Below are 12,489 nucleotides of genomic sequence, written 5' to 3' on the forward strand. Positions count from 1 at the left end.
GATTATCTTCCTAAATAAACAGTAAGAATCGATAAATCTGCTGGTGAAACACCGCTGATTCTTGAAGCCTGTCCTAATGTTTCCGGTTTGATTTTATGGAGCTTTTGTTTGCCTTCGTTTGATAATGCAGGGATGGTTAAGTAATCAAATTTTAATGGAATTTTATAATTTTCCATATTACTCAATTTTTCGACCATCTGTTGTTCTTTTTCGATATAGCTATCGTATTTGATCTGGACTTCTGCTTGTTCTCTCACTTCTGGAGAAAACCCTGACAAGTATTGATCCATTTCTGGATCTAGAATCATAATTTCATTTAGACCAATTTGAGGTCTTTTAAGAAGCTTTTCCGCAGATATCTTTTCTTTAATTTCTGCTGTACCGATTGTTTCAAGACCTTGATTGATTTGATCTGGACTAAGTTTCTTTTGTTTCAGGTCGTTGATCAATCTTGCAGTTTCTTTCTTCTTATCAAGCATTTTGTCCAAACGTTCTTGACTGGCAAGATTAATATCATATCCCAGCTGGGTCAATCTTAAATCTGCATTATCCTGTCTAAGAAGTAATCTGAATTCAGCTCTTGAAGTAAACATTCTATATGGTTCTTCGGTGCCTTTGTTAATCAAATCATCAATTAACACTCCAATATAGGCATCTGATCTTTTTAGTAAGAAAGGATCTTTTTCCTGAACTTTCAGACTTGCATTTATGCCAGCGATTAGGCCCTGAGATGCAGCTTCCTCATAACCTGTGGTACCGTTTATTTGTCCTGCGAAATATAAGTTTTCAACCAACTGGGTCTCTAAAGTGAGTTTTAATTGGGTTGGTGGGAAGAAATCATATTCAATCGCATAGCCAGGACGGAACATTTTTGCATTCTCAAATCCTGCTATTTTTCTTATTGCTTTGTATTGGACGTCTTCTGGTAAGGATGTAGAAAAACCGTTTACATAGATCTCTACTGTATTCCAACCTTCAGGCTCTACGAATATTTGGTGCCTTTCTCTTTCTGCAAATCGATTGATCTTGTCTTCAATAGATGGACAATATCTTGGTCCAAGCCCTTGAATTCGTCCATTAAACATTGGAGATCTATCAAAACCTTCTTCAAGAGTGCTGTGGACATCTTTATTTGTATAAGTTATCCAACAAGTTCTTTGCTCTTTTATTGGGCTTGTTTCGTCAGAATAACTGAATTTCTCAGGATTTTCATCTCCATATTGTACTTCCATTTTGGAGTAATCAAGACTTCTCCCGTCTACTCTTGGTGGTGTACCTGTTTTCATTCTTCCTGCTTCAAAGCCTAAAGAAACCAATTGTTCTGTTATCCCTTTTGCTGCAGATTCTCCAGTCCTACCTCCTCCAAATTGTTTTTCACCTATATGGATTAATCCATTTAGGAAAGTCCCATTGGTTAAAACCACACTTTTTGATTCGATTTCTATACCAATTCCGGTTCTAACTCCTGTTATTCGTCCATCTTTAACAAGAACTCCTGTGATCATTTCCTGCCAGAAATCAACATTTGGGGTTTGTTCCAAGGCTAAGCGCCATTCTTCCGCGAACCTCATTCGGTCATTTTGTGATCTTGGAGACCACATTGCTGGGCCTTTTGATCGATTGAGCATTCTGAATTGGATCATGGATTTATCTGAAATAATTCCAGACATTCCTCCCAGAGCATCTATTTCTCGAACAATTTGTCCTTTTGCAACTCCACCCATAGCAGGATTACATGACATTTGGGCAATGGTATTCATGTTCATGGTACATAAAAGTACCTTCGAACCCATTTTTGCTGCAGCGTGCGCTGCTTCGCATCCAGCATGACCTGCTCCTACTACAATGACATCATATTTTGGAAACATGACCAATATTTGTTTACTGTTTCACGTGGAACACTTTGATTTATTTCACATCTGTGAACAAACTGTTTCACGTGGAACATTAGAGATTTTTAAATAATTTAATTGCGAACTCTTCCTTGTTTCGCATCTTTTTTGCTTCTTCTTTTTTCTTGTCTTTGTAACCCATTAAATGAAACAAGCCGTGACTTATTACTCTGCTTAATTCATCTTCTAATGGAACTTGAAGTTTTTCAGAATTTTCTTGAACCCGATCGATACTTATAAATATATCTCCTTCGATTTCTTTCTCTGATTCTGAATTATCGAATGTGATAATGTCAGTATATGTATGATGATTTAAGTATTCTACATTAATGCTGTATAAATACTCATCGCTGCAGAAAATGTAGTTTAAATCTTGAATAGTATAATTTTCCTCCTGAGCGATCGACTTTAGCCATTTTTTGCGTAGAAGTTTTTTTGATAGTTGAAACGCTGTTTCTTCCTGAAAGAAATTGATGGCCATAGCTTAATTCATATAGAAGGATAATATTGTCTTTCTTCCTTCTTCTTCAAATTTTACTTCGTCGCTAAGGTGTTTGATTAGGAATATTCCCCTACCCCCAGTTTTTTCTATGTTTTCTGGTTCGGTTGGATCTTTCAATTCGTTGTAATCAAAACCGGGTCCTTCATCTGAAATGACAAACCTTAGAAGCTGATCTTCCATAAACAGCTCCAAATGCACCAGTTTGTTTTTATCATGTTGATTTCCATGAATAATGGCATTGCTGATACACTCAGTAACTGAAATCATGATATTTCCATAGATATCATCATTGATTTCAAAATTTTCCCTCGCGTTATCGATAAAGCTTTCGATTATCTTTATGTTTTCAATGAGTGAGGGTATGGAAATTTTTATTGATTTCATCTGTTATTTATTCAATAATCAAGTTTTATACTATTCAGTGATTTCTAAAGTTATTGGACAATGGTCCGAATGATAAGCTTCTGGCATAATTACAGCGTTTTTTAGTCTATTCTGCATTTCCTTTGTTGCCATGTGGTAATCGATTCTCCACCCAAGGTTTTTAGCTCTTGCATTGGCTCGATAGCTCCACCAGGTATATTGATGAGGTTCTGGATTAAAATGCCTGAAGGAATCAATAAATCCTGACTCAGTAAATTTATCCATCCATGCTCTTTCTTCCGGTAAGAAACCCGAACTGTTTTTATTGGAAATAGGATTATGAATGTCAATTGCCTTATGGCAAATATTATAATCTCCGCTGAGTATTAAGTTTGGCTTAGATCTTCTCAAATCCTGCATGTAACCAAATATGTCATCCAAAAATTCATACTTGAAACTTTGGCGTATATCACCGGTTGTACCAGATGGAAAATAGGCAGATAGAAAAGAGAAGTTTTCAAACTCTAATTCGAGCAATCTTCCCTCATCATCATACTTATTTAGACCCATCCCATGATGAACAGATTTGGGAGTAATTTTACTCAATATCGCGACTCCACTATATCCTTTTTTCACTGCAGGATACCAGTAAACTTCATATCCTAAATCTTTAAAGATAGCAGTATCAATTTGATCTTCTAAGGCCTTAACCTCCTGTAAACCAATAACATCCGGGTTTTCTTGCTCTAACCATTGGAGAAATCCTTTGTTTAAAGCTGCCCTGATTCCATTTACATTATAGGAGATAATTTTCATGTTACTTTATTTCTATTTCGTACTCTTTTTCGAAGTATTCCAACACCTGAATTTTCAATAATTTCTCTTGCTCGAGCAAATCAAAATGAGGCAATTCTTTAATTAGTTTCCAATGTGGCCAGCCATCTTGATCTACAAAATCCAATTCATAAAAACCATCATAACTCAACACTTTGCAAACTGCAATATGCATCAAATCTTGTTTTTGTTCTTTTGTAAAGATTTTGTTACCCATTCCTAATTCCTGGACTCCTATTAAAAACAAAACGCCATTTAAATCACTAGGTTTTTTCCCAATGGTTTCTTTTAGGCCTTCTAATAGTTTTGACCACTTCCTCTCAAGATCAAGATCTTTCTTAAGCATTGTTTAAATTATTGATTATCAAGTTCTTCCCAAAATTCTGTAGCTCTTCTCAGATGGGGAATTACGATAGATCCACCAATTAAAGTGGCTATCGAAAATACTTCAAATATTTCGGTTTTATTTAAACCTACCTCTTTGCACTTTTCTAGGTGATACTTAATGCAATCATCACATCTCAACACCATAGAACATGCTAATCCAAGCATTTCTTTTGTTTTCACATCTAGTGCACCTTCTGCATAGGCATTGGTATCCAAATTGAAAAACCTTTTGATCACTTTGTTATCTGCAGCCATGATTTTCTCATTCATCTTGGCTCTATAATCATTGAATTCTTCTACGAGATTCATTAAATTAACAATTTAGGATACACATTTACAGGCAAATATAGCATGTATTCGGCCTTGGTAAGTACTAACAGAACTTTTTGCTTATGCGTTTACATTTTTTCAAAGATTTTTTTGATCTGATTTATCCTAGAAACTGCTCATTATGCGGTAGAAGCTTATTTGACTTTGAAGTTTGTTTCTGCAGAATTTGCATCGGGATATTGCCTAGGACGCTGTATCATCGGATGCCTACCGAAAATGATCTTACAGATAAAATCAAGGGACTGAGTAATGTCGGTATGGCTATGTCATTTTTGAGGTTTACTTCTGGAGGTAAAAGTCAAAAGATTTTACATCGCCTGAAGTATAGAAATAAGCCGGAAATAGCTGAAAAACTTGGGAAATTGTATGCACAGGATTTGATTGAGGCTAATTTTAAAAATTGCTGGGATTTGATTGTTCCGGTTCCCCTTCATCCTGTCAAATTATTGCGAAGAGGTTATAACCAGAGTGAACAATTTGCAAAAGGGTTGTCAGAAGGTTTAGAAGTCGACTATGAAAACGCATTGGAAAGAAAGAAATTCACTGAAACCCAAACAAAAAAATCGAGATTACAGCGGATGGAAAACGTAGAAGATGTTTTCCAAATTTCAGCAGAACACTCGGTTGCAAATCTTAGAATTTTATTGGTAGACGATGTTATAACTACGGGAGCCACCTTATGTTCCTGTGCAAATGTACTTTTGGCTAATGGAGCAAAAACTGTAGATTTGGCTAGCATCGCTGCAGGTAAATAAGCATCATATGATAGACATTGAACATCTCAAATATCCAATTGGAAAATTTCAGGTTGATTCTGTAATTACAATAGATGATTTAAAAAAGGCTATTGAGGAAATTAAATCTCTTCCAAAGTTTTTAGAAAATACAGTTAAGGAATTTAACGAAGGCCAATTAGCCACACCTTATAGACCAGGTGGATGGACTGTTCGTCAAGTTATCCATCATTGTGCGGATAGTCATATGAATGCGCTAATCAGGTTTAAACTGGCTTTGACTGAAGAAAACCCAAGAATTAAGCCTTATGACGAAGCTGCTTGGGCAAACCTTCCGGATTATGAACTTCCAATTGAAATTTCTATCGGAATGCTAAAGAATATCCATTTCAAATGGGTTCGTATTCTTGAAGAAATGAGCCCTGAAGATTTCGACAAAACCTATTTTCATCCAGAGTCTCAAAAAGATGTTTCTTTAGATGAAGTAACATTGATGTATGCATGGCATGGAAAGCACCATTTGGCGCATATTCAAGCTCTGATGATCCGGGAAAATTGGTGATTAATAGATAAAACACATGCAAATTTCACTTAAAGGCCAAAGAATCCTTGTCACAGGGGCTTCTAGAGGTATTGGAAGGGCTATTGCCAAACAACTTTCAGAATCAGGTGCTGAGGTAATCATTCATTTTAATTCAAATGAAGAAGAGGCTAAATCCTTGCAAAATGAACTATCAGGAGTTTCATATGTAGAAAAATGTGATTTAGGGAATTCGGATTCTGTGGTTGGTTTTATCCCAAAATTGGTGGAGAAATATGGTCCTTTGTCAGGAATTGTCAATAATGCAGGAATTGCTAAATCTGCTTCTGATGATTTGCCAACTGATAAATGGTTAGAAATCTGGAATGAGACAATTCAAGTAAATTCCACTTCGGTAGGTATTTTATGCAAAGAATTTGTGGATCATGCCAAAATAAACAATGGCGGAAGAATCGTGACTATTTCTTCTAGAGCTGCGTTTAGAGGCGATACAACAGATTATTTAGCGTATGCAGCCTCCAAAGGAGCTTTGGTGAGTTTGACAAGATCCATAGCCAGACATTATGGAAAAGTGGGTATCAAAGCATTTTTGATAGCTCCTGGATTTACTAGAACTGACATGGCCAATGAAATTCTTTCTGAATACGGAGAGGGATTTGCATTGAATGATATCGCGCTAAATGAGCTGACAAAACCAGAAGATATTGCACCTATGGTGACTTTATTATGCTCAGGTTTTGCCGATCATGCAACTGGGGCAAGTATTGATATCAATGCAGGTTCTTACGTCCATTGATCCCAACTCTTTAGAAGGATTAGAGTTACCATACTATGGCAAAAAACTCTTCCAGAGACCCAATATTCACTCCTGAACTTTTAAAAGTTCTCAAAATCTTTGGTTTAGCCTCTCTCTTTCTCGTGTTTGCCTTATCCTTTTTTAATGATAAAAGAGCTGACAATACTGGTGAAGACAGGACATTTAAAGTGAATGACTCCAATCGTCTGTTTTTTCTAAATCTGAGAGCCATTCATTATGAAAGAGAGGCAAGAGCCGATGCAAAAATGACGCTTTTCCGCCATAAAGGTTTGCTCCATGAGGAAAGTAAACCGAGCTTAAACTTCGTGATTATTTTGAATGCCTTAAAAGATGAATCCTACATCTATTTTGAGCCTCAAAACATCGATTGGCCAATTGATTTAAAAGCAGTTTCATCTGAAGGAGAAAAGCTATTTCATCTAGAAAATGGAAATAATATGCTGTTTTACAGTTATTTAAATGAATTATCTCCTTGGATTGAAGTGGATGCGGGCTTTTATATTCAAGTTGATGGAAATTGGGAAAGAATATGGGAGACTGAAGAGGAGAGAGAATCTTTGAAAGAAATAATCGAAGACTATATACAACTATTAGAGAATAAATAAATCAGAAAAATGGCAAGTCCACTTGAGTTCTTTTCAGGACAGATAGGTAAAAAATTAGATAATACTCCTTCTGCAGCGGGTAATTGGCTGGCGGGAATTTTATTGGAGGTTTCAGAGAAACATATCAAAATCCAATACACGATTGAGCCTTACATGTGCAATCCAACAAAAATCTTGCATGGAGGTGTTGCTTCTTTAATGCTAGATGATGGGATTGGCATTGCGAATTTTGTGGCCGGCAGTGAATACTTGATGACAAGTATCAACTTGAGTGTGGATTTTCTATCGTCTGCTCAAATAGGTGAAATAGTGGTTTTGGAGGCAAATCTTGTGAGATCTGGAGCTAACCTGAATCATTGGGAAGCAGTCATTAAGAAAGAATCAGGTAAAATCGTTGCAAAAGCGAGTTCGAATATGATAAAAACTCATATAAAAATCAGCGATCTTAAACTTTAAGTTATTTTGAACGTATGATTTTCAGACTAACTAAAAACTTTTGAATCTATAGAAGTAAAACTCTGCCTAAAAGGACAGATTTAATTTTTCTGAGATTTTAAGTTTGAAAAAAACAACACGATTTTATCTATGAAAAAACTCTTATTCATCGCCCTTTTTTGTCTGATTTCTTGGACATCTTTTTCACAAACTACAATCACATTCCACCAAAGCAACTTGCCTTTTATTGGGGTAAATCACCAATTTGGAGAAAAATTCATCCCTGAATTTAGAGTGGGAACTGATTCTTATTTTGAGTCAATGTCTGCAGAATTGGCAGCTAATTACATTTTCAAAAAGTCTGATCGATTTGAATTCTATGGTGGAGCTGGTTTACGAGTTGGGGTTTTTGATGGAGTTGTGGTTCCTATAGGCTTGAATATTTATCCTTTTGAGCAAAAGGATTTTGGGTTTCATATAGAAGGAGCTCCGATCATAAGTTTCAATGATGATTCTATATTCCGAGGCTCATTTGGTATCCGATATCGTTTTATCAAAAATTAAAACTGATTTAGTTTTACCATCAAATCCCAAATAGAGATACCCAGTGTCACCGAAATATTCAAAGAATGTTTGGTGCCCAATTGTGGAATTTCTAAGACGGTATCGCAGGCTTTGAGAACATCTTCCTCAACGCCAAAAACCTCATTTCCGAAAACCAGTGCGTACTTTTTGCCTTTTTGGGGTGAAAAATCATAGAGTTTTACGGATCTATCCACTTGCTCCAAAGCACAGATTTGGTAGCCTTCTAACTTGAGTTTTTCTATAGCTTGCACAGTTTCTGGGGAATATTCCCATTCCACAGATTCTGTCGCACCTAAGGCTGTTTTTTGGATATCACGATGAGGTGGAGTTCCCGTAATTCCGCAGAGATAGATTTTTTCTATTCCGAAAGCATCTCCTGTTCGAAATGCAGAACCTACATTATTTAAGCTTCGGATGTTGTCCAGCACAATGACTATCGGTGATTTTTCCATTTCCTTAAATTCCTCGACCGATACTCTTTCGAGTTCTTCCATGCTTAATTTTTTCATCCTTTTTTGTTCTGCTTTATGAATGGCTTATTTTCGGGGATATTCCCGCCGAATATCTCTCCCAAAATTAGTATAAAAGTAAGTATACCCACATGAGTAAGTCTAAAGACGGAAAAGAAACGCCCTTAATGAAGCAATACAATGCCATCAAAGCCAAACATCCTGGCGCATTGTTATTATTTAGGGTTGGTGATTTTTATGAAACTTTTGGTGAAGATGCGATCAAAGCAAGTAAAGTTCTGGACATTGTTTTGACGAAAAGAGCGAATGGATCTGCTTCCCATATTGAATTGGCAGGGTTTCCACATCATTCTCTGGATACATATTTGCCAAAGTTGGTAAGAGCGGGAAACCGCGTCGCAATTTGTGACCAGCTGGAAGATCCAAAATCCGTCAAAGGTATCGTCAAAAGAGGTGTTACGGAATTGGTGACTCCTGGATTATCATTCAATGATCAGGTATTAGACACAAAAAGAAACAATTATCTGGCCTCCATCCATTTTGGAAAAGAGAAACACGGGATCGCTTTCTTGGATCTTTCGACCGGTGAATTTATGTGCGCCGAAGGGAATTCATCCTATTTGGAAAAGCTTATCCAAAGTTTTGCTCCATCAGAAATAATCTTTTCTAAGGCTTCAAAGAAAGCAGCGCAAGATCTCCTGAAGAATGATTTTATCACTTTCCATTGCGAGGATTGGGTTTTCCAATTCGATTTTACCTATGAAAAGCTAAAAACGCACTTTGGTACAGCAAATCTGAAAGGCTTTGGGATTGAGGATCAAGAAAGTGGAATTACTGCAGCTGGTGCAATTTTATACTATCTGGAAGAGACAGAGCACAAAGAGATTCAGCATATTTCTGCTATTTCGAGAATTGCTGAAGAGAAATATGTTTGGTTGGATAAGTTTACGATTCGTAACCTGGAACTAGTCTATGCACAGCATGAAGGAGGAGTTCCATTAATTCAGATTCTAGATCAAACCTTGACCCCAATGGGATCAAGAATGATGAAAAAATGGATGGTTTTGCCGTTGAAGGAGAAAAAGGCCATCGAAGAGCGTCTGAATGTTGTCGATTTCTTCTATCAAAATTCAACTTTGATAGAAACAATCTTATCAGAATTGAAACATATAGGAGATCTCGAGAGATTGATTTCCAAAGTGGTGGTGGGTAGAGCGAACCCTAGGGAAATCAATCAGATAAAAAGGGCTTTGAAGGCGATTGTACCTATCAAAGAACTTCTAAAGACTCAGGATAACCCAACACTTAAAAGGCTTTCTGATCAATTAAACCTTTGCGAATTTCTTTTGGAAAAAATCGAAAAGGAATTGAAAGAAGATGCTCCGATGCAGACACATCAAGGCGGCATCATCAAAGATGGAGTGGATTCAGAATTGGACGAATATCGAAATCTAGCAAATACTGGAAAGGATTTTTTGGTTCAGTTGCAGCAGCGTGAAGTGCAGAACACTGGGATTACCTCTTTGAAAATCGCCTATAATAAAGTCTTCGGCTACTATTTAGAGGTGACACATGCTCATAAAGACAAGGTGCCTCAGGAATGGATCAGAAAGCAGACCTTGGTCAATGCTGAAAGGTATATTACTCCCGAACTGAAAGATTACGAAGAAAAGATCCTTCATGCAGAAGAGCGCTTGGTAGGTATTGAGCAGCGATATTTTCTGGAATTAGTTCAGGAAACAGCGAAATATGTCACTCAAATTCAGCAAAATGCCAGAGTGATCGGAACACTGGACGTTTTACTTTCTTTTGCCCAAGTTGCGTTATCCAACCAATATTCCAGGCCAAAAATTTCCGATACGGAAACTTTAGAATTTAAAGATGGTAGACATCCAGTAATCGAAAAGCAACTTCCTCTAGGAGAAAATTATGTGCCAAATGATATTTATCTAGATCATGACAGCCAGCAAATAATCATTATCACAGGACCAAACATGGCAGGTAAATCTGCTTTATTGAGGCAAACTGCTTTGATTGTGTTGATGGCCCAAATGGGAAGTTTCGTGCCGGCCTCATTTGCTAGAGTAGGGATTATTGACAAGGTTTTCACGCGAGTGGGAGCTTCGGATAACCTTTCGAAGGGTGAATCTACATTTATGGTGGAAATGACCGAAACGGCGAGTATTCTCAATAATTTGTCAAATCGAAGCCTTGTTTTGATGGATGAAATTGGAAGAGGAACATCAACTTATGATGGAATTTCAATTGCTTGGTCAATTGTAGAATACTTACATAACCATCCTCAATACAAAGCCAAAACACTTTTTGCGACCCATTATCATGAATTAAACCAGTTGACAGAGGATTTCCCAAGGATTAAGAATTTCAATGTTTCAGTAAAAGAGGTCGGAAACAAAGTTATTTTTATGAGAAAGCTGAAAGAAGGCGGAAGTGAGCATAGTTTCGGGATTCATGTGGCTCAAATGGCAGGTATGCCTAACCCTGTGGTTTTGAGAGCTTCTGAGATTATGGGACATCTTGAAAAAGACAAAGCCGTCAACGAAAAAAATGAAAACATTAAATCCATTCCAAAAAATAACTATCAATTGAGTTTGTTTGAATTAGATCCTAAAATTCAGGAAGCGAAGGAATTAATTGATCAGATCGACATCAATGCCATTTCTCCGATTGAAGCATTATTAAAGCTTCATGAGATTAAGAAAAAATTAGAAGCATAGGTGAAAAGATATTTAGTATATTGAAGATGCTTTTTAAACAATATTAATGGGGTAATATGGATAAGGTGCTTTTAAAGGACCTGAAAAAACAGGATAAGTATTCTAAATTTTTTCATGAATGGAAAGAACAGGAGTTTAAAGATTCTCCTGATGAAGACAAAATGCTATCTGAACTTGAGGTTTTAAGTCAGAATATAGGCATGAGGGAAGGTTTGGTTATTGCGTGCTTTGATTATCGTAAACTTAACCTGGCTTTTTATACGGGAAATGTTGAGGAACTTACTGGTTATCCGTCCTCAATGTTTAAATCAAAAGGAATGGAAACGTCCTTTACTATGATTCATCCTGAGGATAGAGAAGAGCTTTTCAGATTCCAAAAGATAATTTTTGATGCCTTTCACCAGTTGACTTTGACTGAGAAACATCGATTTGAATTTTCATACACGACTCGTTGGGTACATCGCATTACTCAAGAAGTTTTTTGGGTGATGGGGAGAGTAAAACCCTATTTGATTGATTCTGCTGGTAATTTTGCCATGGACTTGCATATCATCTTGAAGTTGGAATTTCCGCCAAAGTCAAAAAATTATGATTGGAATTATTCCTACTTAAAAGATGATGGTTCGAGGATTTTTGTAAGTAAAAACTCTCCGGTAGATCGGAAAATTTCTTTGACAAAAAAGGAAAAAGAGATTGTGAAAATGATTCTCGATGGATTGGAATCAAAGGAGATCAGTGAGAAATTGAACATCTCATTTAATACTGTTTCTACCCATCGTAAAAATATTTTAAGGAAGCTTGGAGCAAGAAATGTGGGAGAGATGATAAAAATTCTTGCATCCTATGACTTTGATATTGGTCTGTAAATCAAGGCAAACGAATTTTTTGCAAAGAAAAAGGGAAAAATTCAGGCAATAATACTTGTAAATTTATTTTCGGATCTTACCTTTGCATCCACAAATGACTCAGAGAACGTTTGGGTCTTAATAAAAGCGAGAGTAGCTCAGCTGGTAGAGCACGACCTTGCCAAGGTCGGGGTCGCGAGTTCGAATCTCGTCTCTCGCTCGAAGAAGCCCTTGATTCAAGGGCTTTCTTGTTTAAGGTAATTAGCTTCGACATGTCGGAGTGAAGCCGGGATGGTGGAATAGGTAGACACGCAAGACTTAAAATCTTGTGACCTCACGGTCGTGCGGGTTCGATTCCCGCTCCTGGTACAGAAGCCTCGCAGAAATGCGGGGCTTTTTGTTTTTAATGAT

Annotated in this window: 15 protein-coding genes and 2 tRNA genes; 10 read left to right on the forward strand and 7 right to left on the reverse strand. The window is 36.9% G+C overall.

From position 1 onward, the window contains the following. Positions 1 to 2 precede the first annotated feature (2 nt). From mnmG to FHS59_RS10505, 6 genes are all read right to left on the reverse strand, one after another. Positions 3 to 1,868, reverse strand: a complete 1,866-nt coding sequence (gene mnmG, locus FHS59_RS10480; protein ID WP_184495093.1) for a tRNA uridine-5-carboxymethylaminomethyl(34) synthesis enzyme MnmG — start codon at positions 1,866 to 1,868, stop codon at positions 3 to 5. 79 nt (positions 1,869 to 1,947) lie between these two features. Continuing rightward, positions 1,948 to 2,373 (reverse strand): rRNA maturation RNase YbeY, encoded by a 426-nt coding sequence (gene ybeY / locus FHS59_RS10485; RefSeq protein WP_184495094.1) that lies wholly within the window; start codon positions 2,371 to 2,373, stop codon positions 1,948 to 1,950. A gap of 3 nt (positions 2,374 to 2,376) precedes the next feature. Next, positions 2,377 to 2,778 (reverse strand): ATP-binding protein, encoded by a 402-nt coding sequence (locus FHS59_RS10490; protein WP_184495095.1) that lies wholly within the window; start codon positions 2,776 to 2,778, stop codon positions 2,377 to 2,379. 30 nt (positions 2,779 to 2,808) lie between these two features. Further along, positions 2,809 to 3,573, reverse strand: a complete 765-nt coding sequence (locus FHS59_RS10495; RefSeq protein WP_184495096.1) for an exodeoxyribonuclease III — start codon at positions 3,571 to 3,573, stop codon at positions 2,809 to 2,811. Between the two features lies 1 nt (position 3,574). After that, complete coding sequence (locus FHS59_RS10500) at positions 3,575 to 3,937, reverse strand: hypothetical protein (protein WP_184495097.1); 363 nt, start codon at positions 3,935 to 3,937, stop codon at positions 3,575 to 3,577. An 8-nt stretch (positions 3,938 to 3,945) separates the two neighbouring features. Then, on the reverse strand, positions 3,946 to 4,287 hold the full coding sequence (locus FHS59_RS10505; protein WP_184495098.1) for a carboxymuconolactone decarboxylase family protein: 342 nt from the start codon (positions 4,285 to 4,287) through the stop codon (positions 3,946 to 3,948). Positions 4,288 to 4,370: 83 nt separating this feature from the next. Between FHS59_RS10505 and FHS59_RS10510 the strand changes: the two genes are divergently transcribed. The 6 genes from FHS59_RS10510 to FHS59_RS10535 all read left to right on the forward strand — a co-directional run bounded on the left by FHS59_RS10510 (position 4,371) and on the right by FHS59_RS10535 (position 8,004). Continuing rightward, positions 4,371 to 5,063 (forward strand): ComF family protein, encoded by a 693-nt coding sequence (locus FHS59_RS10510; RefSeq protein ID WP_184495099.1) that lies wholly within the window; start codon positions 4,371 to 4,373, stop codon positions 5,061 to 5,063. Positions 5,064 to 5,070: 7 nt separating this feature from the next. Continuing rightward, the gene (locus tag FHS59_RS10515) at positions 5,071 to 5,604 is read left to right on the forward strand and encodes a YfiT family bacillithiol transferase (RefSeq protein ID WP_184495100.1); all 534 of its coding nucleotides are present in this window, start codon (positions 5,071 to 5,073) and stop codon (positions 5,602 to 5,604) included. Positions 5,605 to 5,620: 16 nt separating this feature from the next. Further along, the gene (locus FHS59_RS10520) at positions 5,621 to 6,379 is read left to right on the forward strand and encodes an SDR family NAD(P)-dependent oxidoreductase (protein WP_184495101.1); all 759 of its coding nucleotides are present in this window, start codon (positions 5,621 to 5,623) and stop codon (positions 6,377 to 6,379) included. Between the two features lie 35 nt (positions 6,380 to 6,414). Further along, positions 6,415 to 7,005, forward strand: a complete 591-nt coding sequence (locus FHS59_RS10525) for a hypothetical protein (RefSeq protein ID WP_184495102.1) — start codon at positions 6,415 to 6,417, stop codon at positions 7,003 to 7,005. A gap of 9 nt (positions 7,006 to 7,014) precedes the next feature. Continuing rightward, positions 7,015 to 7,461 (forward strand): PaaI family thioesterase, encoded by a 447-nt coding sequence (locus tag FHS59_RS10530; protein ID WP_184495103.1) that lies wholly within the window; start codon positions 7,015 to 7,017, stop codon positions 7,459 to 7,461. 129 nt (positions 7,462 to 7,590) lie between these two features. Then, positions 7,591 to 8,004: a hypothetical protein gene (locus FHS59_RS10535; RefSeq protein ID WP_184495104.1), complete on the forward strand. Its 414-nt coding sequence runs from the start codon at positions 7,591 to 7,593 to the stop codon at positions 8,002 to 8,004. On the opposite strand, the gene FHS59_RS10540 is transcribed toward FHS59_RS10535, so the two are convergent. Then, positions 8,001 to 8,534, reverse strand: coding sequence for an RNA methyltransferase (locus tag FHS59_RS10540; RefSeq protein WP_184495105.1), 534 nt, complete (start codon positions 8,532 to 8,534; stop codon positions 8,001 to 8,003). The genes FHS59_RS10535 and FHS59_RS10540 overlap by 4 nt on opposite strands. A 92-nt stretch (positions 8,535 to 8,626) precedes the next feature. On the opposite strand from FHS59_RS10540, the gene mutS reads away from it, so the two are divergent. From mutS to FHS59_RS10560, 4 genes are all read left to right on the forward strand, one after another. Further along, positions 8,627 to 11,233, forward strand: coding sequence for a DNA mismatch repair protein MutS (gene mutS / locus FHS59_RS10545; protein WP_184495106.1), 2,607 nt, complete (start codon positions 8,627 to 8,629; stop codon positions 11,231 to 11,233). Positions 11,234 to 11,289: 56 nt separating this feature from the next. Next, the gene (locus tag FHS59_RS10550) at positions 11,290 to 12,099 is read left to right on the forward strand and encodes a LuxR C-terminal-related transcriptional regulator (RefSeq protein ID WP_184495107.1); all 810 of its coding nucleotides are present in this window, start codon (positions 11,290 to 11,292) and stop codon (positions 12,097 to 12,099) included. Between the two features lie 126 nt (positions 12,100 to 12,225). After that, positions 12,226 to 12,298, forward strand: a tRNA-Gly gene (locus tag FHS59_RS10555). A 65-nt stretch (positions 12,299 to 12,363) separates the two neighbouring features. Continuing rightward, positions 12,364 to 12,447 (forward strand) — tRNA-Leu (locus tag FHS59_RS10560). The last annotated feature ends 42 nt before the right edge of the window (positions 12,448 to 12,489 follow it).

The sequence above is a fragment of the Algoriphagus iocasae genome (assembly GCF_014206875.1).
Classification (GTDB): domain Bacteria; phylum Bacteroidota; class Bacteroidia; order Cytophagales; family Cyclobacteriaceae; genus Algoriphagus; species Algoriphagus iocasae.

Excerpts from the sequence above, each read along its gene's own strand:
- FHS59_RS10510 (WP_184495099.1), top strand. The coding sequence starts at position 4,371 with ATGCGTTTACATTTTTTCAAAGATTTTTTTGATCTGATTTATCCTAGA.
- FHS59_RS10520 (WP_184495101.1), top strand. The coding sequence starts at position 5,621 with ATGCAAATTTCACTTAAAGGCCAAAGAATCCTTGTCACAGGGGCTTCT.
- FHS59_RS10505 (WP_184495098.1), bottom strand. The coding sequence starts at position 4,287 with ATGAATCTCGTAGAAGAATTCAATGATTATAGAGCCAAGATGAATGAG.
- ybeY (WP_184495094.1), bottom strand. The coding sequence starts at position 2,373 with ATGGCCATCAATTTCTTTCAGGAAGAAACAGCGTTTCAACTATCAAAA.
- FHS59_RS10490 (WP_184495095.1), bottom strand. The coding sequence starts at position 2,778 with ATGAAATCAATAAAAATTTCCATACCCTCACTCATTGAAAACATAAAG.
- FHS59_RS10550 (WP_184495107.1), top strand. The coding sequence starts at position 11,290 with ATGGATAAGGTGCTTTTAAAGGACCTGAAAAAACAGGATAAGTATTCT.
- FHS59_RS10540 (WP_184495105.1), bottom strand. The coding sequence starts at position 8,534 with ATGAAAAAATTAAGCATGGAAGAACTCGAAAGAGTATCGGTCGAGGAA.
- FHS59_RS10525 (WP_184495102.1), top strand. The coding sequence starts at position 6,415 with ATGGCAAAAAACTCTTCCAGAGACCCAATATTCACTCCTGAACTTTTA.
- FHS59_RS10500 (WP_184495097.1), bottom strand. The coding sequence starts at position 3,937 with ATGCTTAAGAAAGATCTTGATCTTGAGAGGAAGTGGTCAAAACTATTA.
- FHS59_RS10515 (WP_184495100.1), top strand. The coding sequence starts at position 5,071 with ATGATAGACATTGAACATCTCAAATATCCAATTGGAAAATTTCAGGTT.
- FHS59_RS10530 (WP_184495103.1), top strand. The coding sequence starts at position 7,015 with ATGGCAAGTCCACTTGAGTTCTTTTCAGGACAGATAGGTAAAAAATTA.
- FHS59_RS10495 (WP_184495096.1), bottom strand. The coding sequence starts at position 3,573 with ATGAAAATTATCTCCTATAATGTAAATGGAATCAGGGCAGCTTTAAAC.
- mutS (WP_184495106.1), top strand. The coding sequence starts at position 8,627 with ATGAGTAAGTCTAAAGACGGAAAAGAAACGCCCTTAATGAAGCAATAC.
- mnmG (WP_184495093.1), bottom strand. The coding sequence starts at position 1,868 with ATGTTTCCAAAATATGATGTCATTGTAGTAGGAGCAGGTCATGCTGGA.
- FHS59_RS10535 (WP_184495104.1), top strand. The coding sequence starts at position 7,591 with ATGAAAAAACTCTTATTCATCGCCCTTTTTTGTCTGATTTCTTGGACA.